This is a genomic window from Pseudomonas sp. 1176_21 (genome assembly GCF_052850635.1).
The window spans coordinates 448,524-471,712 of the sequence record NZ_VXCV01000004.1 but is presented as its reverse complement, the minus strand read 5'-3'; the positions used below and the strand labels follow the sequence as shown (position 1 = coordinate 471,712).

General features: G+C 63.6%; 29 protein-coding genes. 19 read left to right on the top strand and 10 right to left on the bottom strand.

Annotated features, from left to right (window positions below; genetic code table 11):
* Positions 1-4: 4 nt before the first annotated feature.
* The 6 genes from pmbA (at position 5) to FW760_RS13005 (ending at position 5,300) form a co-directional block, all read left to right on the top strand.
* The gene (pmbA, locus tag FW760_RS13030; RefSeq protein ID WP_043862468.1) at positions 5-1,351 is read left to right on the top strand and encodes a metalloprotease PmbA; all 1,347 of its coding nucleotides are present in this window, start codon (positions 5-7) and stop codon (positions 1,349-1,351) included.
* Between the two features lie 169 nt (positions 1,352-1,520).
* Positions 1,521-1,922, top strand: coding sequence for a hypothetical protein (locus FW760_RS13025; protein WP_043862467.1), 402 nt, complete (start codon positions 1,521-1,523; stop codon positions 1,920-1,922).
* Positions 1,915-3,291 (top strand): class II fumarate hydratase, encoded by a 1,377-nt coding sequence (locus FW760_RS13020; protein WP_058541428.1) that lies wholly within the window; start codon positions 1,915-1,917, stop codon positions 3,289-3,291. Before FW760_RS13025 ends, FW760_RS13020 begins: the two co-directional genes overlap by 8 nt.
* Before the next feature lie 29 nt (positions 3,292-3,320).
* Positions 3,321-3,782 carry a tetratricopeptide repeat protein gene (locus FW760_RS13015; protein WP_043862465.1) on the top strand — a complete coding sequence of 154 codons (462 nt, stop codon included), beginning with the start codon at positions 3,321-3,323 and terminating at the stop codon, positions 3,780-3,782.
* A 1-nt stretch (position 3,783) separates the two neighbouring features.
* Positions 3,784-4,395 carry a superoxide dismutase gene (locus FW760_RS13010; RefSeq protein WP_043862464.1) on the top strand — a complete coding sequence of 204 codons (612 nt, stop codon included), beginning with the start codon at positions 3,784-3,786 and terminating at the stop codon, positions 4,393-4,395.
* An 11-nt stretch (positions 4,396-4,406) separates the two neighbouring features.
* A complete protein-coding gene (locus FW760_RS13005; protein WP_446443813.1) occupies positions 4,407-5,300 on the top strand; it encodes a ZIP family metal transporter in 894 nt (297 codons plus the stop codon).
* A 15-nt stretch (positions 5,301-5,315) separates the two neighbouring features.
* On the opposite strand, the gene FW760_RS13000 is transcribed toward FW760_RS13005, so the two are convergent.
* The 10 genes from FW760_RS13000 to FW760_RS12955 all read right to left on the bottom strand — a co-directional run bounded on the left by FW760_RS13000 (position 5,316) and on the right by FW760_RS12955 (position 12,333).
* Positions 5,316-5,588: an HPr family phosphocarrier protein gene (locus FW760_RS13000; protein WP_043862462.1), complete on the bottom strand. Its 273-nt coding sequence runs from the start codon at positions 5,586-5,588 to the stop codon at positions 5,316-5,318.
* Positions 5,589-5,608: 20 nt separating this feature from the next.
* Positions 5,609-6,463, bottom strand: coding sequence for an RNase adapter RapZ (gene rapZ, locus FW760_RS12995; RefSeq protein WP_043862461.1), 855 nt, complete (start codon positions 6,461-6,463; stop codon positions 5,609-5,611).
* 2 nt (positions 6,464-6,465) lie between these two features.
* Positions 6,466-6,930 (bottom strand): PTS IIA-like nitrogen regulatory protein PtsN, encoded by a 465-nt coding sequence (gene ptsN, locus FW760_RS12990; protein ID WP_116052946.1) that lies wholly within the window; start codon positions 6,928-6,930, stop codon positions 6,466-6,468.
* A gap of 12 nt (positions 6,931-6,942) precedes the next feature.
* A complete protein-coding gene (gene hpf / locus FW760_RS12985) occupies positions 6,943-7,251 on the bottom strand; it encodes a ribosome hibernation-promoting factor, HPF/YfiA family (RefSeq protein ID WP_043862459.1) in 309 nt (102 codons plus the stop codon).
* A gap of 82 nt (positions 7,252-7,333) precedes the next feature.
* Positions 7,334-8,827, bottom strand: coding sequence for an RNA polymerase factor sigma-54 (locus FW760_RS12980; protein WP_043862458.1), 1,494 nt, complete (start codon positions 8,825-8,827; stop codon positions 7,334-7,336).
* 188 nt (positions 8,828-9,015) lie between these two features.
* Positions 9,016-9,741, bottom strand: a complete 726-nt coding sequence (gene lptB, locus FW760_RS12975) for an LPS export ABC transporter ATP-binding protein (RefSeq protein ID WP_043862457.1) — start codon at positions 9,739-9,741, stop codon at positions 9,016-9,018.
* On the bottom strand, positions 9,742-10,266 hold the full coding sequence (gene lptA, locus FW760_RS12970) for a lipopolysaccharide transport periplasmic protein LptA (protein WP_054916380.1): 525 nt from the start codon (positions 10,264-10,266) through the stop codon (positions 9,742-9,744).
* Positions 10,253-10,825 carry an LPS export ABC transporter periplasmic protein LptC gene (lptC, locus tag FW760_RS12965; RefSeq protein WP_043862455.1) on the bottom strand — a complete coding sequence of 191 codons (573 nt, stop codon included), beginning with the start codon at positions 10,823-10,825 and terminating at the stop codon, positions 10,253-10,255. The genes lptA and lptC overlap by 14 nt, the downstream gene beginning before the upstream one ends.
* An 8-nt stretch (positions 10,826-10,833) precedes the next feature.
* Positions 10,834-11,358 (bottom strand): KdsC family phosphatase, encoded by a 525-nt coding sequence (locus tag FW760_RS12960; RefSeq protein ID WP_043862454.1) that lies wholly within the window; start codon positions 11,356-11,358, stop codon positions 10,834-10,836.
* Entirely contained in the window at positions 11,359-12,333 is a 975-nt protein-coding gene (locus tag FW760_RS12955) for a KpsF/GutQ family sugar-phosphate isomerase (RefSeq protein ID WP_043862453.1), read from the bottom strand.
* Between the two features lie 256 nt (positions 12,334-12,589).
* Here FW760_RS12955 and FW760_RS12950 point away from each other — a divergent pair, with 256 nt between their 5' ends.
* The 13 genes from FW760_RS12950 to FW760_RS12890 all read left to right on the top strand — a co-directional run bounded on the left by FW760_RS12950 (position 12,590) and on the right by FW760_RS12890 (position 23,182).
* Positions 12,590-13,399: an ATP-binding cassette domain-containing protein gene (locus FW760_RS12950; RefSeq protein ID WP_043862452.1), complete on the top strand. Its 810-nt coding sequence runs from the start codon at positions 12,590-12,592 to the stop codon at positions 13,397-13,399.
* The gene (gene mlaE, locus FW760_RS12945) at positions 13,399-14,196 is read left to right on the top strand and encodes a lipid asymmetry maintenance ABC transporter permease subunit MlaE (RefSeq protein ID WP_043862451.1); all 798 of its coding nucleotides are present in this window, start codon (positions 13,399-13,401) and stop codon (positions 14,194-14,196) included. Before FW760_RS12950 ends, mlaE begins: the two co-directional genes overlap by 1 nt.
* A complete protein-coding gene (gene mlaD / locus FW760_RS12940) occupies positions 14,196-14,663 on the top strand; it encodes an outer membrane lipid asymmetry maintenance protein MlaD (protein WP_043862450.1) in 468 nt (155 codons plus the stop codon). Before mlaE ends, mlaD begins: the two co-directional genes overlap by 1 nt.
* 9 nt (positions 14,664-14,672) lie before the next feature.
* The gene (locus FW760_RS12935; protein WP_043862449.1) at positions 14,673-15,323 is read left to right on the top strand and encodes an MlaC/ttg2D family ABC transporter substrate-binding protein; all 651 of its coding nucleotides are present in this window, start codon (positions 14,673-14,675) and stop codon (positions 15,321-15,323) included.
* Positions 15,320-15,622 (top strand): STAS domain-containing protein, encoded by a 303-nt coding sequence (locus FW760_RS12930; protein ID WP_054916378.1) that lies wholly within the window; start codon positions 15,320-15,322, stop codon positions 15,620-15,622. Before FW760_RS12935 ends, FW760_RS12930 begins: the two co-directional genes overlap by 4 nt.
* A 115-nt stretch (positions 15,623-15,737) precedes the next feature.
* Positions 15,738-15,977 (top strand): BolA family protein, encoded by a 240-nt coding sequence (locus FW760_RS12925; protein WP_010223373.1) that lies wholly within the window; start codon positions 15,738-15,740, stop codon positions 15,975-15,977.
* A 23-nt stretch (positions 15,978-16,000) separates the two neighbouring features.
* Entirely contained in the window at positions 16,001-17,266 is a 1,266-nt protein-coding gene (gene murA, locus FW760_RS12920) for a UDP-N-acetylglucosamine 1-carboxyvinyltransferase (protein ID WP_043862447.1), read from the top strand.
* A 97-nt stretch (positions 17,267-17,363) separates the two neighbouring features.
* Entirely contained in the window at positions 17,364-17,999 is a 636-nt protein-coding gene (gene hisG, locus FW760_RS12915; RefSeq protein WP_043862446.1) for an ATP phosphoribosyltransferase, read from the top strand.
* Between the two features lie 126 nt (positions 18,000-18,125).
* Positions 18,126-19,466 (top strand): histidinol dehydrogenase, encoded by a 1,341-nt coding sequence (gene hisD, locus FW760_RS12910; protein ID WP_043862445.1) that lies wholly within the window; start codon positions 18,126-18,128, stop codon positions 19,464-19,466.
* A 2-nt stretch (positions 19,467-19,468) separates the two neighbouring features.
* A complete protein-coding gene (hisC, locus tag FW760_RS12905) occupies positions 19,469-20,515 on the top strand; it encodes a histidinol-phosphate transaminase (RefSeq protein WP_043862444.1) in 1,047 nt (348 codons plus the stop codon).
* 129 nt (positions 20,516-20,644) lie between these two features.
* Positions 20,645-21,292 (top strand): FadR/GntR family transcriptional regulator, encoded by a 648-nt coding sequence (locus FW760_RS12900; RefSeq protein WP_043862443.1) that lies wholly within the window; start codon positions 20,645-20,647, stop codon positions 21,290-21,292.
* The gene (locus tag FW760_RS12895; protein ID WP_100633030.1) at positions 21,282-22,559 is read left to right on the top strand and encodes a CynX/NimT family MFS transporter; all 1,278 of its coding nucleotides are present in this window, start codon (positions 21,282-21,284) and stop codon (positions 22,557-22,559) included. The genes FW760_RS12900 and FW760_RS12895 overlap by 11 nt, the downstream gene beginning before the upstream one ends.
* 152 nt (positions 22,560-22,711) lie before the next feature.
* On the top strand, positions 22,712-23,182 hold the full coding sequence (locus FW760_RS12890) for a nuclear transport factor 2 family protein (protein ID WP_043862441.1): 471 nt from the start codon (positions 22,712-22,714) through the stop codon (positions 23,180-23,182).
* The last annotated feature ends 7 nt before the right edge of the window (positions 23,183-23,189 follow it).

The window sequence follows — 23,189 nt, the reverse complement described above, 5'->3', positions numbered from 1 at the left end:
AACCATGAGTGCAGTCCAGAGCGTAGGTCCGCAGGCCCTGCCGGCGTTGCAGGAACAGGTCGAACAGATCATCGCCGAAGCCCGGCGCCAGGGCGCCAGCGCCTGCGAAGTGGCCGTATCGCTGGAGCAGGGGTTGTCGACCTCGGTGCGCCAGCGCGAGGTGGAGACGGTGGAGTTCAACCGCGACCAGGGCTTCGGCATCACCCTGTATGTGGGCCAGCGCAAGGGCTCGGCAAGCACCTCGGCCAGTGGCAGCGATGCCATTCGCGAAACCGTGGCGGCGGCCCTGGCCATCGCCAAGCACACCTCCGAGGACGAATGCTCGGGCCTGGCCGACCCGGCCCTGATGGCCCGTGACCTGCAGGATTTCGACCTCTATCACGCCTGGGACATCACCCCCGAGCAGGCCATCGAAAAGGCCCTGGCCTGCGAAGCTGCGGCGTTCGACACCGATGCCCGCATCAAGAACGCCGATGGCACCACACTCAGCACCCACCAGGGATGCCGGGTGTACGGCAACAGCCACGGCTTCATCGGTGGCTACGCCTCCACCCGCCACAGCCTGAGCTGCGTGATGATCGCCGAAGGTGACGGGCAGATGCAGCGTGACTACTGGTATGACGTGAACCGCCAGGGCGAGCTGCTGGCCGATCCGCAGAGTATCGGGCGTCGCGCTGCGCAGCGTGCGGCGGCGCGCCTGGGCGCACGTCCGGTGCCGACCTGCGAGGTACCGGTGCTGTTCTCGGCGGAGCTGGCCGGCGGGTTGTTCGGCAGTTTCCTGTCGGCGATTTCCGGCGGCAACCTGTACCGCAAGTCGTCGTTTCTGGAAGGCTGCATGGGCCAGCGCCTGTTCCCCAGCTGGCTGACTCTGGACGAGCGGCCGCACCTGCAGCGTGCCCTGGGCAGTGCCTCGTTCGATGGGGACGGCCTGGCGACCTATGCCAAGCCGTTCGTCGAAAATGGCGAGCTGGTGTCGTATGTGCTGAGCACCTATTCCGGACGCAAGCTGGGGCTGCCAAGCACCGCCAACGCCGGTGGCGTGCACAACCTGTTCGTCACGCATGGGGTCGAAGATCAGGCTGCATTGCTGCGCCGCATGGGGCGCGGGTTGCTGGTGACCGAGCTGATGGGGCATGGCTTGAACATGGTGACCGGTGACTATTCGCGCGGCGCAGCGGGGTACTGGGTGGAGAACGGCGAGATCCAGTTTGCGGTTCAGGAAGTCACGATTGCCGGCAACATGAAGGACATGTTCCAGCAGATTGTCGCTATCGGCAACGATCTTGAAACCCGTAGCAATATTCACACAGGCTCGGTGCTGATCGAGCGCATGACGGTCGCCGGCAGCTGACACCGCCGGCCTGTGCGCGGTCCCCGTAGGCGCCGGCGTTGCCGGCGAAGGGGCCACCTCAGGTTACACATCGAAGCCCGGCCCCGTGCCGGGCTTTTTGCTTTTCGCCTTTGGTTGCACTTGAACTGATTCTGATTATCACTTAATAATGACTATCATTATCTAGGCGATGATGTTCATGAGACCTGTCCTTCACGAATTGCCCTACCTCGAAAACTGGCGCTGGCTGAGCCGGCGAATTCGCTGTGCCCTCGAGCCCGACGAGCCGCGCCTGATCGAACACTACCTGGCCGAAGGTCGCTACCTGGTCTGCTGCACCGAGACCTCGGCCTGGACCGTCGCCTTGACTTCCTTCCGCCTGCTGCTCGACACCGCGTGCGACCGCATGCTGCCGTGGCATTGGCGCTGCTTGTGCCTGGACCAGGCCTGGAAGCCGCTGCTGCAGCTGCGCAAGCTCGACGGCGGCGAGCACGGCCAGCGCTGGCAGCCCTTCGCCCTGCAACTGGCGAACTGCACGCTGCTGCCTTCGATTTCTTTCGCTGAACTGATGCAAGGACTTGATGATGAGTAATACCCGTATCGAGCGTGACAGCATGGGTGAGCTGCAGGTGCCGGCCGAGGCCCTGTATGGCGCCCAGACCCAGCGCGCGGTGAACAACTTCCCGATCAGCCAGCAGCGCATGCCGACCCAGTTCATCCGGGCCCTGCTGCTGGCCAAGGCCGCCGCCGCCAAGGCCAACGTCGAGCTGGAGCAGATCAGCCAGGCACAGGGCGCTGCCATCGTCACCGCCGTGGAACAGTTGCTGGCTGGCGATTTCATGCAGCACTTCCCGGTCGACGTGTACCAGACCGGCTCCGGCACCAGCTCCAACATGAATGCCAACGAGGTGATCGCGACCCTGGCCAGCCGTGTGCTGGGCGACACGGTAAACCCCAATGACCATGTCAACTGCGGCCAGAGCAGCAACGACATCATCCCTACCACCATCCACGTGAGCGCCGCGCTGGCCCTGCACGAACAACTGCTGCCGGCGCTCAAGCACCTGGTGCAGGTGATCGAGCACAAGGCCGAGCAGGTGCACCCGTTCATCAAGACCGGTCGCACCCACCTGATGGACGCCATGCCCGTGCGCATGAGCCAGGTGCTGGGCGGCTGGGCGGCACAGGTCAAGGCGGGCATCGGTCACCTGAACGACACCCTGCCAAGCCTGCAGGCCCTGGCCCAGGGCGGCACTGCGGTGGGCACCGGGATCAACGCCCACCCCGCGTTCGCCGCGCGCTTCAGCCAGCAACTGAGCGGCCTGACCGGGGTGCAGTTCGTGCCGGGGGAAAACCTGTTTGCCCTGATCGGCTCGCAAGACACCGCCGTGGCTGTTTCCGGCCAGCTCAAGGCCACCGCCGTGGCCCTGATGAAGATCGCCAACGACCTGCGCTGGATGAACTCCGGCCCGCTTGCCGGGCTGGGCGAGATCGAGCTTGAAGGGCTGCAGCCCGGCTCCTCGATCATGCCGGGCAAGGTCAACCCGGTGATTCCGGAAGCCACCGCCATGGTGGCCGCGCAGGTCATCGGCAACGATGCGGCCATCGCCGTGGCGGGCCAGTCGGGCAACTTCGAACTGAACGTGATGCTGCCGATCATTGCGCAGAACCTGCTGGGCAGCATCGAGCTGATGGCCAATGTGAGCCGTCTGCTGGCCGACAAGGCCATCGCCACCTTCAAGGTCAACGAACCCAAGCTCAAGGAAGCCCTGGCGCGCAACCCGATCCTGGTGACCGCGCTGAACCCGATCATCGGCTACCAGAAGGCTGCCGAAATCGCCAAGACCGCCTACAAGCAGGGGCGCCCGATCATCGAGGTTGCGCTGGAACACACCGACCTGCCGCGCAGCCAGCTGGAAGTCCTGCTCGACCCTGAAAAACTCACGGCCGGCGGTATCTGACACCGCCCACCGCTTCGGAGGTTTCTGTCATGCAGCATTGGAAACGCACCACTGAAATAGCCAACCGCCTGTTCCAACAGGGCGATCTGGTGGATGCCCGCGAGTTGTACTTGCAGGCCCTGGCCTTGGCCCAGGTGTTGTTCGAGCGCTGGCAGGACGCCGACGAGGCGGTGGCCGCCTGTGTGATTTCGCACCACAACCTGGCCGACCTGCATTTGCGCCTCAAGCAGCCGCAGGAGAGCGCCGAGTACCTGTGCGCCATCCACCAGCGCCTGTTGCAGGCCAGCCAGGATCAGCGCCTTTCGCCGTTGCTGCGCGATGCGGCGCTGCGCCAGAGCAGCAAGACCTACACCGAACTGCTCAATTTCATCAGCGAGTATGGCCAGTACCCCCGTACCGAACGCCTGCTCTACCGCCAGGGGGCGCAGCCGGCACTGTTTGCCGGCCAGGAACAACTACAGCCCCCAGCCCTTCATTATGGAACCCACTGATATGCCGCATACCTTGCCTGCATTGCCGTACGCCTACGATGCGCTGGAACCGCACATCGACACCCAGACCATGCAGATTCACCATAGCAAGCACCACCAGACCTACATCAACAACCTCAATGCCGCCATCGAGGGCACTGAATACGCCGAGTGGCCGATCGAGCAGCTGGTCGCCAGCGTCAAGAGCCTGCCGCAGAATCTGCAGGCCGCAGTGATCAACCAGGGCGGCGGGCACGCCAACCACAGTCTGTTCTGGACGGTGATGGCGCCCGGCGGCGGCGGTCAGCCCCACGGCGCGGTGGGCGAGGCGATCGATGACCAGCTGGGCGGTTTCGAGGCATTCAAGGATGCGTTCACCAAGGCTGCGCTGACCCGCTTCGGCAGTGGCTGGGCGTGGCTGAGCGTAACGCCGCAGAAAACCCTGGTGGTAGAGAGCAGCGGCAACCAGGACAGCCCGCTGATGAATGGCAATACGCCCATTCTTGGCCTGGACGTGTGGGAGCATGCCTACTACCTGCTGTACCAGAACCGTCGCCCCGAATACATCGGCGCCTTCTACAACGTGATCAACTGGTCCGAAGTAGAGCGTCGCTACGTTGCTGCCCTGGTGTGAGTCCTAGCGGCATGCGCTCGGAGGTGATGGCCATTGGCGGTGTGCGCCTGTTCAGGTTGGCGCTGGGCACACTGCTGCTGTTGGTGGGGACGGCGTTGCTGCTGGTACAGGGCTTCGCCTGGCTGGACCTGGAACCGCGGATGTTGCGTGCGCTTGAGGGTGGGGCCATGTGTGCGCTGGGCACTGCCCTGGGCGCAGTGCCGGTGTTGGTGATTCGCAGCATGCCGGTGGCCGTGGCCGATACCCTGATGGGGTTCGGTGCAGGCGTGATGCTGGCCGCCACGGCGTTCTCGTTGATCATCCCGGGGCTGGACGCCGCACAGGCGGTCGGCTTCGGCAAATGGGGGGCAGGTGGCCTGATCAGCTTCGGCCTGCTGTTCGGTGCGTTCTGCATCTACCTGGTGGACCGCAGGGTCTCGGGCGCAACACCGGACGACCTGGTCGCCGTGCCCGGCAGGCCGGTGATTCCGGCGCGCATCTGGGTGTTCGTGATTGCCATCATTGCCCACAACATCCCCGAAGGCATGGCCATCGGGGTGTCGGCCGGTGGCGGCATGCCGGATGCCGACAGCCTGGTCATGGGTATCGCCCTGCAGGATGTGCCAGAGGGGCTGGTGATCGCGCTGGTGCTGGCTGGAGCGGGGATGGGCCGTTTCAAGGCGTTTGTGATCGGCGCGGCATCCGGGCTGGTGGAGCCACTGGCGGCGGTACTGTGCGCGTGGGTGGTGAGCGTCGCCGAACTGATGCTGCCGCTGGGCCTGGCTTTCGCTGCCGGGGCCATGTTGCTGGTGGTGACCCAGGAGATCATTCCCGAGTCACGCAGCAACGGCAATCATCGCCTGGCCAGCCTGGGGCTGTGCATCGGGTTCTGCCTGATGATGGTGATGGATACCGCGTTGTCCTGAAGCGAGAAGGCGAGGTTACTCGCCTTCGTCGAAATAGTTGTTGATCAGTTCGACCAGGCCTTGCAGCGCTTCGGCTTCCTGTTCGCCTTCGGTCTTGAGGTGGATGCTCGTGCCCTTGCCAGCGGCGAGCATCATCACGGCCATGATGCTCTTGCCATCGACCATCGACTCCGGGGTACGGCCTACACGCACCGAACACGGGTACTTGCCCGCCACGCCAACGAACTTGGCCGCTGCCCGGGCGTGCAGCCCCAGCTTGTTGATAATCTCGATTTCAATTGCGGGCATCGCGGGCGGGATCCTGAGGGCTAGAGGTCGCGGTGGCGAACCTGGACGTTCTTCAATGTTTGTTGCAGCACCTGGCCCAGGCGTTCGGTGATGTACACCGAGCGATGATGACCGCCGGTGCAGCCGATGGCGATGGTGACATAGGCCCGGTTGCTGGCGGCGAACCGTGGCAGCCACTTGAGCAGGTACGACGAAATGTCCTGGAACATCTCCTCGACGTCCGGTTGCGCGGCCAGGTAGTCGATGACCGGTTGCTCCAACCCCGAATGATCCCGCAGCTCGGGCTTCCAATAGGGGTTGGGCAGGCAGCGCACATCGAACACCAGGTCGGCGTCGACCGGCATGCCACGCTTGAAGCCGAACGACTCCACCAGAAACGCCGTGCCCGGCTCGGGCTGGTTGAGCAGGCGCAGCTTGATCGAGTCGCGCAGCTGGTACAGGTTGAGGTTGGTGGTGTCGATCTTGAGGTCGGCCAGGTCGGCGATCGGCCCCAGCAGGTCGCTCTCTACCCGGATAGCTTCGGCCAGGGAGCGTTGCGTGTTGGTCAGCGGGTGGCGTCGGCGCGTCTCCGAGAAGCGCTTGAGCAGCGTTTCCTCGTCGGCGTCCAGGTACACCACATCGCAATGGATGTGCTTGCTGCGGGCATCCTCCAGCAGCTCGGGGAAGCGGCTCAGGTGGCTGGGCAGGTTGCGCGCGTCGATGGAAACGGCCACCAGCGGCTGCAGCAGCTCGGTATTGATCAGTGCGTTTTCGGCCAGTTGCGGCAACAGCCCGGCAGGCAGGTTGTCGATGCAGTAGTAGCCGTTGTCCTCAAGTACCGCGAGCGCGGTGCTCTTGCCGGAGCCGGAGCGACCGCTGACGATGATCAAACGCATGTTCAGTGCCCGTTTTGCACGTCCAGTACGACCTGGTACAGGGATTGGCTATCGGTGGCCGCGCGCAGTTTGTCGCGCACGTCCTTGCGGTCGAGCATGCTGGCGATCTGGCGCAGCAGCTCAAGGTGCGCATCGGTGGCGGCTTCCGGGACCAGCAGCAGAAACAGCAGGTCGACGGGAGCGCCATCGATGGCGTCGAAGTCGATGGGAGCGTCCAGGTGCAGCAGGGCGCTTACCGGTTTTTCACAACCTTTCAAGCGGCAGTGCGGGATGGCGATACCATTGCCGAAGCCGGTCGAGCCCAGTTTTTCACGGGCGATCAGGCTCTCGAACACGGTTTGGGTGTCCAGCTCGGGTACTTCCTTGCCGATCAGATTGGCAATCTGTTCGAGCGCACGCTTTTTACTGCCGCCCGACACGTTCACGAGGGAACGGCCGGGGGTCAGGATATCTTCTAGTCGGATCATGGGTGGGGGGGATCAGCGGGCCGCTGCACCTTGCAGGAGGCTTTGCTGTTTTTCCTTGTGTTTTTTCAGTTGGCGGTCGAGCTTGTCGGTAAGGGCGTCGATCGCTGCATACATGTCTTGATGTTCGGCGTTGGCAACCACTTCGCCGCCCGGGATCTGCAAGGTAGCCTCAATTTTCTGCTGAAGCTTTTCGACCTTCATGATCACCGTCACGTTGGTGATCTTGTCGAAGTGACCCTCCAGTCGTTTCAGCTTCTGCTCGACATACTCGCGCAGTGGCGGAGTGACTTCTACATGCTGTCCACTGATATTGACTTGCATACAGCTTCTCCTTTTGTTGCCGGTGCATAAGAGGCAGGTGTTGCGCCTGCCACTGAATTGCGGTGGCACATCTCAGGGGATGTCACATCAATCGCTTGCGTTCGCTCGACGGTGCAATGCCAAGGGACTCGCGGTACTTGGCGACGGTGCGACGGGCTACCTGGATGCCTTGTGCCTCCAGTAAACCAGCGATCTTGCTGTCACTCAATGGCTTTTTCTGATTTTCAGCCGCGACCAGTTTCTTGATGATCGCGCGGATCGCCGTGGACGAGCATTCGCCGCCCTCGGAGGTGCTCACGTGGCTCGAGAAAAAGTATTTCAGTTCGTAGATGCCGCGCGGGGTGTGCATGTATTTCTGCGTGGTCACCCGCGAAATGGTCGACTCGTGCATGCCCACCGCCTCGGCGATATCGTGCAGTACCAGCGGTTTCATCGCCTCGTCGCCGTGGTCGAGAAAGCCGCGCTGGTGCTCGACGATCTGCGTGGCCACCTTCATCAGCGTCTCGTTGCGGCTCTGCAGGCTCTTGATGAACCAGCGCGCCTCCTGCAACTGGTTGCGCATGAAGGTGTTGTCGGCGCTGGTGTCGGCGCGACGCACGAAACCGGCGTATTGCGGGTTGACCCGCAGGCGCGGCACGGCTTCCTGGTTCAGCTCGACCAGCCAGCGGTCGGAATCCTTGCGCACGATGACATCGGGCACCACGTATTCGGCTTCGCTGGACTCGATCTGCGAGCCGGGGCGCGGGTTGAGGCTCTGTACCAGTTCGATGACCTGGCGCAGTTCGTCTTCCTTGAGCTTCATGCGACGCATCAGCTGGCTGTAGTCGCGGCTGCCGAGCAGGTCGATGTAGTCGCTGACCAGGCGCTGCGCCTCGGCCATCCACGGCGTACGCGGCGGCAGCTGGCGCAGTTGCAGCAGCAGGCATTCGCTGAGGTTGCGGGCACCGATGCCGGCGGGCTCGAACTGCTGGATGCGGTGCAGCACGGCCTCGACTTCGTCGAGTTCGATGTCCAGTTCCGGGTCGAACGACTCGCACACCTCTTCGAGGGTTTCTTCGAGATAGCCCTGGTTGTTGATGCAGTCGATCAGCGTCACGGCAATCAGCCGGTCGGTGTCGGACATCGGTGCCAGGTTGAGCTGCCACAGCAGGTGGCTCTGCAGGCTCTCGCCGGCAGAGGTGCGGGTGGTGAAGTCCCACTCGTCATCGTCATTGCTGGGCAGGCTGCTGGCGCTGGTCTGGTAGATGTCTTCCCAGGCCGTGTCGACCGGCAGTTCGTTGGGGATGCGCTCGTTCCATTCGCCTTCTTCGAGGTTGTCCACCGTGGGGGCGGACTCCTGGAAGCTGCTCTCCTGAGGTTCGGCAACCGGCTTGGTCTCGGCGTTGTCGGCCATCGGGTCGCTGTTGTCGAAATCCTCGCCTTCTTCCTGGCGTTCGAGCATCGGGTTGGACTCCAGCGCCTCCTGGATTTCCTGTTGCAGGTCCAGGGTGGAGAGCTGGAGCAGTCGGATAGCCTGTTGCAACTGAGGAGTCATCGTCAGTTGCTGGCCCATTCTTAGGACGAGCGATGGTTTCATGGCTGGGGCTTAACACCTTATTCGCCGGCGCACAGGCGCCATCTACTACAAGGGCGCGAGAGGCGCCAACTTTAAGCAAATTATATGCCTGAAATCAAAGCGTTTGCCTAGAGCGCTGGAACAATTAACCCCGGGTGGAGCCATTTCCCAGCGCCCAGGCAGCGCCATGTTCAGCCATGTGCCGCAGCTTACAGGCGGAACTCGTGGCCGAGGTACACCTCTTTCACCAGGTCGTTGGCCAGGATGGTCTGTGCATCGCCTTCGGCGATCAACTGGCCATCGTTGACGATGTAGGCGGTTTCGCAGATATCCAGGGTTTCACGGACGTTGTGGTCGGTGATCAGCACGCCGATGCCCTTGGCCTTCAGGTGGTGGATGATCTGCTTGATGTCGCCCACGGAGATCGGGTCGACACCGGCGAAAGGTTCGTCGAGCAGGATGAACTTGGGCGCGGTGGCCAGTGCCCGGGCAATCTCCACCCTGCGCCGCTCACCACCGGACAGGCTCATGCCCAGGTTGTCGCGGATGTGGCTGATGTGAAATTCCTGCAGCAGGCTTTCAAGCTCCTTGCGGCGACCATCGCGGTCGAGTTCCTTGCGGGTCTCGAGGATCGCCATGATGTTGTCGGCCACCGACAGCTTGCGAAAGATCGAGGCTTCCTGCGGCAGGTAGCCGATGCCGGCACGTGCGCGACCATGCATGGGCTGGTGGCTGACGTCCAGGTCGTCGATCAGCACGCGGCCCTGGTCGGCCTGTACCAGGCCGACGATCATGTAGAAGCAGGTGGTCTTGCCGGCGCCGTTGGGGCCGAGCAGGCCGACGATCTGGCCGCTGTCGATGGACAGGCTGACATCACGCACGACTTGCCGGCTTTTGTAGGCCTTGGCCAGGTGCTGGGCTTTGAGGGTTGCCATCTACTCGGCCTTCTTCTTCGGCTGGATCACCATGTCGATGCGCGGACGCGACTCGGTGACTTTGCCACCGCGACCAGCGGTAGCGATCTGCTTCACCGTGTCGTAGACGATTTTCTCGCCTTCGGTGGTGTTGCCTTCATTGATGACCTTGGCGCGGTCAATCAGCACGATGCGGTTCTGTGGCGCATTGTACTGAATGGTCTTGCCGTAGCCCTGCATCTTGTCCGGCTTGGCTGCGCTCTGCTGCTGCTCGAAGTAGGCCAGGTTGCCCACCGAGGTCACGACGTCGATATCGCCGGAGGCAGTGCGGGTGATGGTCACGGTGTTGCCTTTGATCATCATCGAGCCCTGGGTGATGATCACGTCACCGGTATAGGTGGCAACGCCTTTCTTGTCATCCAGTTGAGCCTGGTCAGCCTGGATACGGATAGGCTGATCACGGTCGTTCGGCAGGGCCCAGGCGCTCGCGCTTCCCAGTGCTGCGCTCAGGCTGAGCAAAAAGGGGAGGGTTTTAACGAGCCTCATACTGTCCTCTTACGTTGGACAGCAGGTTCATCCTGCCGTCTTTCAGATACGCTTTCATTCCCTTGCCCGTAGTTGTGCCACCGGCGCCGTCGATTCTAACGGCTTGCTCGGTCTGCGCATATTGCTTCTGCGGGAAGACTGTCATGCGGGTAGTGGTAATAATGGTTTCGCGGTTCTGGTCGTCGGTGCGGGCAACCCGCACGTTGTCGATCAGTTCCACTTCGGTGCCGTCCGGGTTGACCTCGCCGCGGGTGCTCTGCACGTGCCACGGGTAGGCGGTACCGCGGTACATGTTGAGGTCCGGCGTGGTCAGCAGCGTCACTTCGCTGGCCTTGAGGTGTTCGACCTTGTCGGCGGTCATCTCGTACTGCAGCTTGCCATCGGGCAGAAACTGCACGCTGTGGGCGTTGATGGCGTAGTAGTCGATGGCACTTTCGTCGACCTGCGCTGCGGGCTCGTCGAGGAACGTCTCGGGGCTGATGTTCCAGTAGCCGACCGCTGCAAACAAGGCAGCGATCACACTGAACAGCGCGATATTGCGGATCTTTTTACTGAACATGGATCGCTCTACAGGTAGTTGGCATTCGCCGCGTCCAGGTTGCCCTGGGCTTGCAGGATCAGTTCGCAGAACTCGCGGGCTGCGCCTTCGCCACCGCGCGCAAGGGTCACGCCATGGGCGTGCTGGCGCACGAACGGAGCGGCACTGGCTACGGCCATGCCCAGGCCGACCCGGCGAATCACCGGCAGGTCTGGCAGGTCGTCGCCCAGGTAGGCAACCTGTTCATAGCTTAGGCCCAGTTGACCAAGAAGGTCGTCGAGCACCACCAGTTTATCTTCGCGGCCCTGGTACAGGTGCGGGATGCCGAGGTTTTTCGCACGACGTTCGACCACCGGCGTCTTGCGCCCGCTGATGATCGCGGTGGTCACGCCCGAGTTCATGAGCATCTTGATGCCCTGGCCGTCGAGGGTGTTGAAGGTCTTGAATTCGCTGCCGTCCTCGAGAAAGTACAGGCGACCGTCGGTCAGCACGCCGTCCACATCGAATACCGCCAGCTTGATGGCCTTGCCGCGTTGCAGCAGATCGTCGTTCATTTACATCACTCCGGCGCGCAGCAGGTCGTGCATATTCAGGGCGCCGACCGGCTGGTCGAGCGTGTCCACCACCACCAGCGCGCTGATCTTGTGGTCTTCCATGATCTTCAAGGCCTCGGCCGCGAGCATCTCGGCGCGGGCGGTCTTGCCGTGTACGGTCATCACTTCGTCGATCAACGTGGTGTGCACGTCGATGTTGCGATCCAGGCTGCGGCGCAGGTCGCCGTCGGTGAACACCCCGGCCAGGCGGCCGTCGCTTTCGCGCACCACGGTCATGCCCAAACCTTTGCGAGACATTTCAAGAAGGGCGTCCTTGAGCAGCGTGCCGCGCTGAACCTGAGGCAGCTCGTCACCGCCGTGCATCACGTTCTCGACCTTGAGCAGCAGGCGTCGGCCCAAGGCACCGCCCGGGTGCGAGAAGGCGAAGTCTTCGGCAGTGAAGCCGCGTGCCTCGAGCAGGGCGATGGCCAGGGCGTCGCCGAGTACCAGCGCAGCGGTGGTGGAGGACGTCGGGGCCAGGTTCAGCGGGCAGGCCTCCTGGCCCACGCGGGCGTCCAGGTTGACCTCGGCGGCCTTGGCCAGCGGCGAGTCGGGGTTGCCGGTGAGGCTGATGAGCTTGATGCCCAGGCGCTTGATCAGTGGCAGCAGGGTCACGATTTCGTTGGTGGTGCCCGAGTTGGACAGTGCCAGGATGATGTCGTCCCGGGTGATCATGCCCATGTCGCCGTGGCTGGCCTCGGCGGGGTGAACGAAGAACGACGTGGTGCCGGTGCTGGCCAGGGTGGCGGCAATCTTGTTGCCGATGTGCCCGGATTTGCCCATGCCCACCACCACGACCCGGCCCTTGCTGGCCAGGATCAGCTCGCAGGCCTTGACGAAATCGGCGTCGATATGGGCCAGCAGGCCCTCTACCGCTTCGATCTCGAGACGGATGGTGCGCTGTGCGGATTGGATCAGGTCGGTGGATTGGCTCATGTCGTAGATCGGATTGCCTGATGAAAAGGCGGGGATTATAGCGGTAATGCGCCAAAGCCTCACCTGTGATTGCAAGGATGCTCTGCCAGAAACCTTAAGTGAGCCTTAACTTGAGCTGAACAGCCTCGGTGATGGCCTTGGGGTGGCTCTATCAGCGGTGCTATAGTTCGCCGCCTGTTCGGCCCGCTCGGAGCGTGCGTGCCTCCATGAAGGAGGTTGGCGTCTGAGTGAAAAGGCTGCATCGCAAGGAGTTTAGATGAGCGTTGATAACGCCTACGCGGTCGAATTGAAGGGCGTGACCTTCAAGCGCGGCGCGCGCAGCATCTTCAATAATGTCGACATACGCATTCCCCGCGGCAAGGTTACCGGCATCATGGGGCCTTCCGGGTGCGGCAAGACCACGCTGCTGCGTCTGATGGGCGCGCAACTGCGCCCTGCCAGCGGCGAGGTGTGGGTGGCCGGGCAAAACCTGCCGACCCTGTCGCGCAGCGACCTGTTCGACGCGCGCAAGCACATGGGCGTGCTGTTCCAGAGCGGTGCACTGTTCACCGACCTCGACGTGTTCGAGAACGTCGCCTTCCCGCTGCGGGTGCATACCCAGCTGCCCGAGGAAATGATTCGCGACATCGTGCTGATGAAGCTGCAGGCCGTGGGCTTGCGCGGCGCCATCGAACTGATGCCCGACGAACTGTCCGGCGGCATGAAGCGCCGTGTGGCACTGGCCCGGGCGATTGCCCTGGACCCGCAGATCCTCATGTACGACGAACCTTTCGTCGGCCAGGACCCGATCGCCATGGGCGTGCTGGTACGCCTGATCCGCCTGCTCAACGATGCGCTGGGCATCACCAGCATCGTGGTTTCGCACGATCTTGCAGAAACCGCGAGCATTGCCGACTACCTGTATGTGGTGGGGGACGGCCAGGTACTGGGCCAGGGTACGCCGCAGGAGCTGATGGAGTCGGACAACCCGCGTATCCGCCAATTCATGAAAGGCGATCCGGATGGTCCGGTGCCCTTTCATTTTCCTGCGCCTGATTACCGCGCCGATCTGTTGGGGAAGCGTTGATGCGCAGAAAGTCATTGCTCGAACGTATTCGTCTGTTTGGTCGCTCCGCGATCGACGTAGTGGCCGTGCTGGGGCGCTCCTGCCTGTTCCTGCTGCATGCCCTGGTGGGGCGCGGCGGGATTGGCGGCGGGTTCCAGTTGCTGGTCAAGCAGCTGTACTCGGTCGGCGTGATGTCGCTGGCCATCATCGTCGTGTCCGGCGTGTTCATCGGCATGGTGCTGGCCCTGCAGGGCTTCAGCATCCTCACCAAGTACGGTTCGGAACAGGCGGTGGGGCAGATGGTTGCCCTGACCCTGCTGCGTGAACTGGGCCCGGTGGTGACCGCGCTGCTGTTCGCCGGGCGGGCCGGGTCGGCGCTGACGGCCGAAATCGGCAACATGAAATCCACCGAGCAGCTGTCGAGCCTGGAGATGATCGGCGTCGACCCGCTCAAGTACATCGTTGCACCGCGCCTGTGGGCCGGCTTCATCTCGCTGCCGCTGCTGGCGATGATCTTCAGCGTGGTCGGCATCTGGGGCGGGTCCTGGGTGGCGGTGGACTGGCTGGGAGTCTATGAAGGTTCCTTCTGGTCGAACATGCAGAACAGCGTTTCGTTCGTCGACGATGTACTCAACGGGGTGCTCAAGAGCCTCGTGTTTGCCTTCGTCGTCACCTGGATTGCCGTATTCCAAGGCTATGACTGTGAGCCCACTTCAGAGGGGATCAGCCGTGCCACTACCAAGACCGTGGTCTATGCCTCGCTGGCAGTCCTGGGTCTGGACTTTATTCTGACCGCCTTGATGTTTGGAGATTTCTGATGCAAAACCGCACCCTGGAAATCGGTGTCGGCCTGTTCCTCCTGGCCGGGATCCTGGCACTGCTTCTGCTGGCCCTGCGCGTCAGCGGCCTGTCCGCCAGCCCGAGCAGCGATACCTATAAACTTTACGCCTACTTCGACAATATCGCCGGTTTGACTGTCAGAGCTAAAGTGACCATGGCCGGTGTAACCATCGGCAAGGTCACGGCCATCGATCTGGACCGCGATACCTATACCGGTCGGGTGACGTTGCAGCTGGAAAAACGCGTCGACAACCTGCCGACCGATTCCACCGCCTCGATCCTGACCGCCGGGTTGCTCGGCGAGAAGTACATCGGCATCAGCGTGGGCGGTGAGGAAGCGGTGCTCAAGGAAGGTGGAACCATCCATGACACCCAGTCGGCGCTGGTACTGGAAGATCTGATTGGCAAGTTTTTGCTCAATACCGTTGGCAAAGAAGCTAAATAAGGAGTTTCCATGATTTCCATCCTGCGACGCGGCCTGTTGGTATTGCTGGCGAGCCTGCCGTTGATGGCCGTTGCGGCCACGCAATCGCCCAAAGAAGTGATCCAGACCACCACCACGCAACTGCTGTCCGACCTCAAGGCGAACAAGGAGCAGTACAAGGCCAACCCCAGCGCGTTCTACGATGCGCTCAACGCTAACCTGGGACCGGTGGTGGATGCCGATGGCATCTCCCGCAGCATCATGACGGTCAAGTACTCGCGCAAGGCTACCCCGGCCCAGATGCAGCGCTTCCAGGAAAACTTCAAGCGCAGCCTGATGCAGTTCTATGGCAACGCCCTGCTGGAATACAACAACCAGGGCATCACCGTGGGCGCCGAGAAGAAGGACGGCGACGACCGTGCCAGCGTCGACATGACGGTCAAGGGCAACAACGGCGCCGTCTACCCGGTTTCCTACACCCTGACCAAGCTCAATGGCGAGTGGAAGGTGCGTAACGTCATCGTCAACGGCATCAACATCGGCAAGCTGTTCCGTGACCAGTTCGCCGACGCCATGCAGCGCAACGGCAACGACCTGGACAAGACCATCGACGGCTGGGCCGGCGAAGTGGCCAAGGCCAAGGAAACCACCGAGCAAGCGGCCGAGAAGCAGGCCCAATGAGTGCGGCAGTCACCCTTGCCGCACCCGGCGTGCTGAGCCTGTCCGGTGTGCTGGATTACCGCACCGGCCCGGTGCTGCGCAAGCAGGGCAGGGCCCTGATTGCTGCCAGTCGCGAGCCTTCGCTGGTGCTGGACTGTTCGGCGGTGGAGCTTTCCAGCAGCGTGGGTCTGTCCCTGCTGCTGGCCTTCACCCGTGACGGGCAGGCGGCGGGCAAGACCATCGAGGTGCGCGGCATGCCCCATGGCATGCACGAAATCGCTCAGGTGTACGGGCTCGGCGAGCTGCTGGCCGGTCAATAAATACGGGTGCGCGACGGGCCCCTCTGTCAGAGTCCTCGTTTACGGGGTTCGCAGGCGAGGGGCTTTTTTGTATGATGGCCGACCCGCGCGCACAGGGCGCCGATTGAGGTTGAGCATGCAGGCCGTAGAAGTTAAGAACTTCCTTGAAGAAAAGTTGCCGGGAACCCGGGTCGAAGTTGAAGGCGAAGGCTGCAACTTCCAGCTGAACGTAATCAGTGACGAATTGGCGGCCCTGAGCCCGGTCAAGCGTCAGCAGCAGATCTATGCTCACCTGAACCCGTGGATCACCGATGGCAGCATCCATGCGGTAACCATGAAATTTTTCAGCAGCGCAGCCTGGGCTGAGCGCACCTGAGCCAACTTGGCGGCGAGATTCCAATGGACAAACTGATTATCACTGGCGGCGTTCGTCTCGATGGCGAAATCCGCATTTCCGGCGCAAAGAACGCAGCGCTGCCGATTCTGGCGGCCACCCTGCTGTGCGACGGCCCGGTCACCGTCGGCAACCTGCCGCACCTGCACGACATCACCACCATGATCGAGCTGTTCGGTCGCATGGGCATCGAGCCTGTGATCGACGAGAAGCTCGCGGTGGAGATCGACCCACGCACCATCAAGACCCTGGTCGCGCCGTATGAGCTGGTGAAGACCATGCGTGCCTCGATCCTGGTGCTGGGCCCGATGGTCGCCCGTTTCGGCGAGGCCGAAGTGGCCCTGCCTGGCGGCTGCGCCATTGGCTCGCGCCCGGTCGACCTGCACATCCGCGGCCTCGAGGCGATGGGCGCGAAGATCGAAGTCGAAGGCGGCTACATCAAGGCCAAGGCGCCTGAAGGCGGCCTGCGCGGTGCGCACTTCTTCTTCGACACCGTCAGCGTGACCGGTACCGAGAACATCATGATGGCCGCTGCCCTGGCCAAGGGCCGCAGCGTGCTGCAGAACGCCGCGCGCGAGCCGGAAGTGGTCGACCTGGCCAACTTCCTCAACGCCATGGGCGCCAAGGTGCAGGGTGCCGGTACCGACACCATCACCATCGACGGCGTCGAGCGCCTGGGTTCGGCGGTATACCGCGTGATGCCCGACCGTATCGAGACCGGCACCTACCTGGTAGCCGCTGCCGTGACCGGCGGTCGCGTCAAGGTCAAGGACACCGATCCGACCATCCTCGAGGCGGTACTGGAGAAGCTCAAGGAAGCCGGTGCCGAAATCACCACCGGTGAAGACTGGATCGAGCTGGACATGCACGGCAAGCGGCCGAAAGCCGTGAACCTGCGCACCGCCCCGTACCCGGCGTTCCCTACCGACATGCAGGCGCAGTTCATCTCCCTCAACGCCATTGCCGAAGGCACCGGCGCGGTGATCGAGACGATCTTCGAAAACCGCTTCATGCACGTGTACGAGATGCACCGCATGGGCGCGCAGATCCAGGTCGAAGGCAACACGGCCATCGTCACCGGCACCAAGACCCTCAAAGGCGCTCCGGTCATGGCCACCGACCTGCGGGCTTCGGCCAGCCTGGTCATTTCGGCGCTGGTAGCCGAGGGCGACACCCTGATCGATCGCATCTACCACATAGACCGTGGCTACGAGTGCATCGAAGAGAAACTGCAGATGCTTGGCGCGAAGATCCGTCGCGTACCGGGCTAGCCCTGCACTCGGCGCAGGGACGCGCCACAAGAATCGATTGCCGTCGGGCGCCTGTACGGGTCCGGCGGCTAAAGCCGCTTAAGGATTGACGTTTCCCATGTTGACCATCGCGCTGTCCAAGGGCCGCATTCTCGACGACACCCTGCCATTACTGGCAGAGGCGGGCATCGTGCCTACCGAGAATCCGGACAAAAGCCGCAAGCTGATCATCCCGACCACCCAGGACGATGTACGCCTGCTGATCGTGCGTGCCACCGACGTGCCGACCTACGTCGAGCACGGCGCCGCCGACCTGGGCGTGGCCGGCAAGGACGTGCTGATGGAGTACGGCGGCCAGGGCCTGTACGAGCCGCTGGACCTGCAGATTGCCCAATGCAAGCTGATGACCGCCGGTGCCATCGGCGCTGCCGAACCCAAGGGGCGCCTGCGCGTGGCCACCAAGTTCGTCAACGTCGCCAAGCGCTACTACGCCGAGCAGGGCCGTCAGGTCGACATCATCAAGCTGTACGGCTCGATGGAGCTGGCACCGCTGATCAACCTGGCCGACAAGATCATCGACGTGGTCGACACCGGCAACACCCTGCGTGCCAACGGCCTGGAACCCCAGGAACTGATCGCCACCATCAGCTCCCGGCTGGTGGTCAACAAGGCCTCGATGAAGATGCAGCACGCACGCATCCAGAGCCTGATCGACGCCTTGCGTCTGGCCGTGGAATCGCGACACCGCGGCTGACCCCTGCGCGCGACCTTCGCTGTCGCGCCCGTCTATCCGCGTCATAGCCAATTTTCTCGGGTGCCCGCGCGGATGGACTGGTAGCTTAGGGCGCCTGAGCATCCGCCATTTACCGAGGCCTTAGCCATGACCACGTCCACTGCAATTCGCCGACTCAACGCTGCTGACCCGGATTTCGCCCGACATCTGGATCATCTGCTGAGCTGGGAAAGCGTGTCTGACGATGCGGTCAACCAGCGGGTGCTGGACATCATCAAGGCCGTGCGCGAGCGCGGCGACGCGGCGCTGGTGGAATTCACCCAGCGTTTCGACGGCGTCCAGGCCACCTCCATCGATGACCTGATCCTGGGGCGCGAGCGCCTGGAGCTGGCCTTGAGCCGCATTACCCCGGCGCAGCGCGAGGCGCTGGAAACCGCCGCCCGCCGGGTGCGCAGCTACCACGAAAGGCAGAAGCAGGACTCCTGGACCTACACCGAGGCCGACGGCACCGTGCTGGGCCAGAAGGTCACGCCGCTGGACCGCGCCGGGCTGTACGTACCGGGTGGCAAGGCGTCGTACCCTTCGTCGGTACTGATGAACGCGATTCCGGCCAAGGTTGCCGGGGTGTCCGAAGTGGTCATGGTGGTACCCACCCCGCGTGGTGAAATCAACGAGCTGGTGCTGGCTGCGGCGTGCATCGCCGGGGTCGACCGGGTGTTCACCATCGGTGGCGCCCAGGCGGTTGCCGCACTGGCCTACGGCACCGAGAGCGTGCCGCAGGTAGACAAGGTGGTCGGCCCGGGCAACATCTACGTGGCCACCGCCAAGCGCCATGTGTTTGGCCAGGTGGGCATCGACATGATTGCCGGCCCGTCGGAGATCCTTGTGGTGTGCGACGGCCAGACCGACCCGGACTGGATCGCCATGGACCTGTTCTCCCAGGCCGAGCATGACGAAGACGCCCAGGCTATTCTGGTCAGCCCCGATGCCGAGTTCCTCGACCGCGTGGCCGCAAGCATCGACAAGCTGCTGCCGGGCATGGACCGCGCCGAGATCATCCAGACCTCCATCAATGGCCGTGGCGCACTGATCCACGTGCGCGACATGCAGCAGGCCATCGAGGTGGCCAACCGCATCGCCCCCGAGCACCTGGAGCTGTCGGTGGCCGACCCGCAGGCCTGGTTGCCGCAGATCCGCCACGCCGGTGCGATCTTCATGGGCCGCCACACCAGCGAGGCGCTGGGCGACTACTGCGCCGGCCCCAACCACGTTTTGCCCACCTCCGGCACCGCACGGTTCTCCTCGCCGCTGGGGGTGTACGACTTCCAGAAGCGTTCCTCGATCATCTTCTGTTCCGAGCAGGGCGCTTCGGACCTGGGTCGCACCGCGTCGGTGCTGGCCCGTGGCGAATCCCTGAGCGCGCACGCACGCAGCGCCGAATACCGCATCCTTGGCGATCACACCCCTGTCGATAAAGAGGGCAACTGAGCATGAGCAAATTCTGGAGCCCCTTCGTCAAGGACCTGGTGCCTTACGTGCCGGGCGAGCAGCCCAAGCTGAGCAAGCTGGTCAAGCTCAACACCAACGAAAACCCCTATGGCCCTTCGCCAAAGGCGCTGGAGGCCATGCGCGGCGAGCTCAACGACAACCTGCGCCTGTACCCGGACCCCAATGGCGACCGGCTCAAGCAGGCGGTGGCCAGCTACTACGGTGTGCAGGCCAGCCAGGTGTTCCTGGGCAACGGTTCGGACGAAGTGCTCGCGCACATTTTCCACGGCCTGTTCCAGCACGATGCGCCGCTGCTGTTCCCCGACATCAGCTACAGCTTCTACCCGGTGTACTGCGGCCTGTACGGCATCCCGTATGAGGCGGTAGCGCTGGACGAGCAGTTCCAGATTCGTGTCGAGGATTACCAGCGCGCCAACGGCGGCATCATCTTCCCCAACCCGAACGCACCCACTGGCTGCCTGCTGGCGCTGGAGGCAGTTGAGCAGATGCTGCAGGCCAACCCTGATTCGGTGGTGGTGGTCGACGAAGCCTACATCGACTTCGGCGGCCAGACCGCCATCAGCCTGGTGGACCGCTACCCGAACCTGCTGGTGACGCAGACCTTGTCCAAGTCGCGTTCCCTGGCCGGCCTGCGGGTCGGGCTGGCGGTCGGCCACCCGGACCTGATCGAGGCGCTGGAGCGCATCAAGAACAGCTTCAACTCCTATCCGCTGGATCGCCTGGCCATCGTCGGCGCGGCGGCGGCGTTCGAGGACCAGGCGTATTTCGAACAGACCTGCCGTCAGGTGATCGACAGCCGGGAGCAGCTGGTGGCGCAGTTGACCGACCGCGGTTTCCAGGTGCTGCCGTCGGCGGCCAACTTCATCTTTGCCCGTCACCCCGAGCAGGATGCCGCTGCGCTGGCGGCCAAGTTGCGCGAGCAGGGCGTGATCGTGCGCCACTTCAAGCAGCAGCGCATCGCGCAGTTCCTGCGTATCAGCATCGGTACGCCCGAGCAGAACCAGGCGCTGCTTGACGCCTTGAACTGATCGCGCCTTGCAATCGCCAGCTAGGCGGGCTCCTGCGGGAGCCCGCCTAGCTGGCGATTGCATCGACGTGGCCCGACAGGCTATTCTCCGCTCCTCAGATTCGTCCGATGATTGGATGTAAGCACGTCAATGACTCAACTCATCAAACGCTCCCTTGTCGAGCAGGCCGTCGAACAACTGCGCCAGCGCGTCGCCGATGGCGCCTGGGCCGTCGGCCAGCGCCTGCCCACCGAGCCCGAACTGGCCCTGGAACTGGGCATCAGCCGCAATACCGTGCGTGAAGCGATGCGCGTGCTCGCCTTCAGCGGCCTGGTCGAAGTGCGCCAGGGCGACGGTACCTACCTGCGCGCCAATGTCGACCCGCTGGCCACCGTGCAGGTGCTGTCGCGTTGCAGCCTCGAGCAGGCCCGCGAAACCCGGCACATCCTCGAAGCCGAGGCCATCGGGCTGGCGGCGCTGCGCCGCACCGACGACGACCTCAAGGGGCTGCATGAAGCGCTGCAGCACAGCGCCGAGCACTTTCACGACGACCTCGACAGCTACGTGGCCTGCGACCTGGTGTTTCACCAGCGCCTGGTGGACGCCGCACACAACCCGGCATTGAGCGAGCTGTACCGCTACTTCTCCGCCGTGGTGGCGTGCGCCGTGCACCACAACATGCGCGAATCGCGTTGCCAGGGCGTGTTCGACCTGCACCGCGACATCCTGCAGGCGGTCGAGCAACGCGACCCGGAACGGGCCAAGGCCCTGAGCAGAACCCTTATCAATGAAGCCTGACGCAGAGACAGCCATGCCCAAACCCAACCCGCCGCTCGAAGAACTCCTGATCGACGCCGAAGCCGACGACGCCCAGCTGCAACCGCCCGCTGTGCTGCAGCGCCCGTGGCTGTTGCTGCTGGGGCTGGTACTGGTGGCACTGAACCTGCGCCCGGCGCTGTCGAGCATGGCGCCGTTGCTCGGGCAGGTGTCCGACAGCCTGGGGCTGAGTGCTTCGCAGGCCGGCCTGCTGACCACGCTGCCGGTACTGTGCCTGGGCCTGTTCGCGCCGCTGGCACCGATCCTGGCGCGTCGCTTCGGCAGCGAGCGGGTGGTGCTGGGCATTCTGCTCACGCTGGCGTGCGGTATCTTGCTGCGCAGCTCGCTGGGCAGTGTGGGGCTGTTTGCCGGCAGCATCCTGGCCGGGGCCAGCATCGGCGTGATTGGCGTGCTGCTGCCGGGCATCGTCAAGCGCGACTTCCCCAAGCATGCCGGCGCCCTGACCGGCGTGTACACCATGGCCCTGTGCCTGGGCGCGGCCCTGGCGGCCGGCGCCACCGTGCCGTTGAGCCAGCACTTCGACGACAGCTGGGCGCTGGGCCTGGGTGTCTGGCTGATTCCGGCGGTGGTGGCGGCGCTGTTCTGGCTGCCCCAGGCGCGCCACGGGCATGGCAAGCATGCGGTGGCTTATCGGGTGAGGGGGCTGCTGCGCGATCCGCTGGCCTGGCAGGTGACCCTGTACATGGGCCTGCAGTCGTCGCTGGCGTACATCGTGTTCGGCTGGCTGCCCTCGATTCTGATCGGCCGTGGCCTGAGCCCGACCGAGGCCGGGCTGGTGCTGTCCGGTTCGGTGATTGTGCAACTGGCCAGTGCCCTGACCGCGCCGTGGCTGGCCACCCGTGGCAAGGACCAGCGCCTGGCCATCGTGCTGGTGATGCTGCTGACCCTGGCCGGCCTGTTCGGCTGCCTGTATGCCCCGTTAGGCGGGCTGTGGGGCTGGGCGGTGGTACTGGGTATCGGGCAGGGCGGCACCTTTGCCCTGGCGCTGACCCTGATCGTGTTGCGGTCGAAGGACTCGCATGTGGCGGCCAACCTGTCGAGCATGGCCCAGGGCATCGGCTATACCCTGGCCTCGATGGGGCCGTTCGCGGTAGGCCTGGTGCATGACGTGACCGGTGGCTGGGACGCAGTGGGCTGGATTTTCGCGGTGCTGGGCGTGGGTGCGATCGGTTTCGGGCTCAAGGCCGGGCGGGCGTTGCAGGTGGGTGTGGTCAGCGAACGGGTCTGACTTCGCGTGGCTGCCATCGCGGGTCTGCACTGCACCTGTGGGAGCGGGCCTGACCCGCGGTGGGGCACATCATTCGCACCGTAGATACCCGTAGCTTTCAGCCATCACTCGGCCTATCGTTCACGTCCGTTCCCCTGTAATGGACCGCGCCCATGAGCGACGCCAACATCGCGCTGATCACACGTTTCTACCAGGCCTTCCAGCGCCTCGACGCCGAGGCCATGGTCGCCTGCTACAGCCCCGAGGTGGTGTTCAGCGACCCGGCCTTCGGTACCCTGCGTGGCAAGGACGCCGCCGACATGTGGCGCATGCTCGCCAGTCGCGCCAAGGATTTCTCCCTGACCTTCGACAGCGTGCGCGCCGACGAGCGCAGCGCCACTGCGCACTGGGTGGCCACCTACCTGTTCAGCCAGACCGGTCGCGTGGTGGTCAACGACATCCAGGCACGTTTCGTGATCCGCGACGGGTTGATCGTCGAGCATCACGATCATTTCGACCTGTGGCGCTGGGCCCGCCAGGCGCTGGGTACCAAGGGCCTGCTGCTGGGCTGGACACCGCTGGTACAGGGCAAGATTCGCCAACAGGCGGCAAAAGGCCTGCGCGCATTTCAGGCCGGGCGTTGACGGGGTA

What these genes read in the sequence shown, in the direction of transcription:
- pmbA (WP_043862468.1), top strand. Translation starts at nt 5, where the DNA reads ATGAGTGCAGTCCAGAGCGTAGGTCCGCAGGCCCTGCCGGCGTTGCAG.
- FW760_RS13025 (WP_043862467.1), top strand. Translation starts at nt 1,521, where the DNA reads ATGATGTTCATGAGACCTGTCCTTCACGAATTGCCCTACCTCGAAAAC.
- FW760_RS13020 (WP_058541428.1), top strand. Translation starts at nt 1,915, where the DNA reads ATGAGTAATACCCGTATCGAGCGTGACAGCATGGGTGAGCTGCAGGTG.
- FW760_RS13015 (WP_043862465.1), top strand. Translation starts at nt 3,321, where the DNA reads ATGCAGCATTGGAAACGCACCACTGAAATAGCCAACCGCCTGTTCCAA.
- FW760_RS13010 (WP_043862464.1), top strand. Translation starts at nt 3,784, where the DNA reads ATGCCGCATACCTTGCCTGCATTGCCGTACGCCTACGATGCGCTGGAA.
- FW760_RS13005 (WP_446443813.1), top strand. Translation starts at nt 4,407, where the DNA reads ATGCGCTCGGAGGTGATGGCCATTGGCGGTGTGCGCCTGTTCAGGTTG.
- FW760_RS13000 (WP_043862462.1), bottom strand. Translation starts at nt 5,588, where the DNA reads ATGCCCGCAATTGAAATCGAGATTATCAACAAGCTGGGGCTGCACGCC.
- rapZ (WP_043862461.1), bottom strand. Translation starts at nt 6,463, where the DNA reads ATGCGTTTGATCATCGTCAGCGGTCGCTCCGGCTCCGGCAAGAGCACC.
- ptsN (WP_116052946.1), bottom strand. Translation starts at nt 6,930, where the DNA reads ATGATCCGACTAGAAGATATCCTGACCCCCGGCCGTTCCCTCGTGAAC.
- hpf (WP_043862459.1), bottom strand. Translation starts at nt 7,251, where the DNA reads ATGCAAGTCAATATCAGTGGACAGCATGTAGAAGTCACTCCGCCACTG.
- FW760_RS12980 (WP_043862458.1), bottom strand. Translation starts at nt 8,827, where the DNA reads ATGAAACCATCGCTCGTCCTAAGAATGGGCCAGCAACTGACGATGACT.
- lptB (WP_043862457.1), bottom strand. Translation starts at nt 9,741, where the DNA reads ATGGCAACCCTCAAAGCCCAGCACCTGGCCAAGGCCTACAAAAGCCGG.
- lptA (WP_054916380.1), bottom strand. Translation starts at nt 10,266, where the DNA reads ATGAGGCTCGTTAAAACCCTCCCCTTTTTGCTCAGCCTGAGCGCAGCA.
- lptC (WP_043862455.1), bottom strand. Translation starts at nt 10,825, where the DNA reads ATGTTCAGTAAAAAGATCCGCAATATCGCGCTGTTCAGTGTGATCGCT.
- FW760_RS12960 (WP_043862454.1), bottom strand. Translation starts at nt 11,358, where the DNA reads ATGAACGACGATCTGCTGCAACGCGGCAAGGCCATCAAGCTGGCGGTA.
- FW760_RS12955 (WP_043862453.1), bottom strand. Translation starts at nt 12,333, where the DNA reads ATGAGCCAATCCACCGACCTGATCCAATCCGCACAGCGCACCATCCGT.
- FW760_RS12950 (WP_043862452.1), top strand. Translation starts at nt 12,590, where the DNA reads ATGAGCGTTGATAACGCCTACGCGGTCGAATTGAAGGGCGTGACCTTC.
- mlaE (WP_043862451.1), top strand. Translation starts at nt 13,399, where the DNA reads ATGCGCAGAAAGTCATTGCTCGAACGTATTCGTCTGTTTGGTCGCTCC.
- mlaD (WP_043862450.1), top strand. Translation starts at nt 14,196, where the DNA reads ATGCAAAACCGCACCCTGGAAATCGGTGTCGGCCTGTTCCTCCTGGCC.
- FW760_RS12935 (WP_043862449.1), top strand. Translation starts at nt 14,673, where the DNA reads ATGATTTCCATCCTGCGACGCGGCCTGTTGGTATTGCTGGCGAGCCTG.
- FW760_RS12930 (WP_054916378.1), top strand. Translation starts at nt 15,320, where the DNA reads ATGAGTGCGGCAGTCACCCTTGCCGCACCCGGCGTGCTGAGCCTGTCC.
- FW760_RS12925 (WP_010223373.1), top strand. Translation starts at nt 15,738, where the DNA reads ATGCAGGCCGTAGAAGTTAAGAACTTCCTTGAAGAAAAGTTGCCGGGA.
- murA (WP_043862447.1), top strand. Translation starts at nt 16,001, where the DNA reads ATGGACAAACTGATTATCACTGGCGGCGTTCGTCTCGATGGCGAAATC.
- hisG (WP_043862446.1), top strand. Translation starts at nt 17,364, where the DNA reads ATGTTGACCATCGCGCTGTCCAAGGGCCGCATTCTCGACGACACCCTG.
- hisD (WP_043862445.1), top strand. Translation starts at nt 18,126, where the DNA reads ATGACCACGTCCACTGCAATTCGCCGACTCAACGCTGCTGACCCGGAT.
- hisC (WP_043862444.1), top strand. Translation starts at nt 19,469, where the DNA reads ATGAGCAAATTCTGGAGCCCCTTCGTCAAGGACCTGGTGCCTTACGTG.
- FW760_RS12900 (WP_043862443.1), top strand. Translation starts at nt 20,645, where the DNA reads ATGACTCAACTCATCAAACGCTCCCTTGTCGAGCAGGCCGTCGAACAA.
- FW760_RS12895 (WP_100633030.1), top strand. Translation starts at nt 21,282, where the DNA reads ATGAAGCCTGACGCAGAGACAGCCATGCCCAAACCCAACCCGCCGCTC.
- FW760_RS12890 (WP_043862441.1), top strand. Translation starts at nt 22,712, where the DNA reads ATGAGCGACGCCAACATCGCGCTGATCACACGTTTCTACCAGGCCTTC.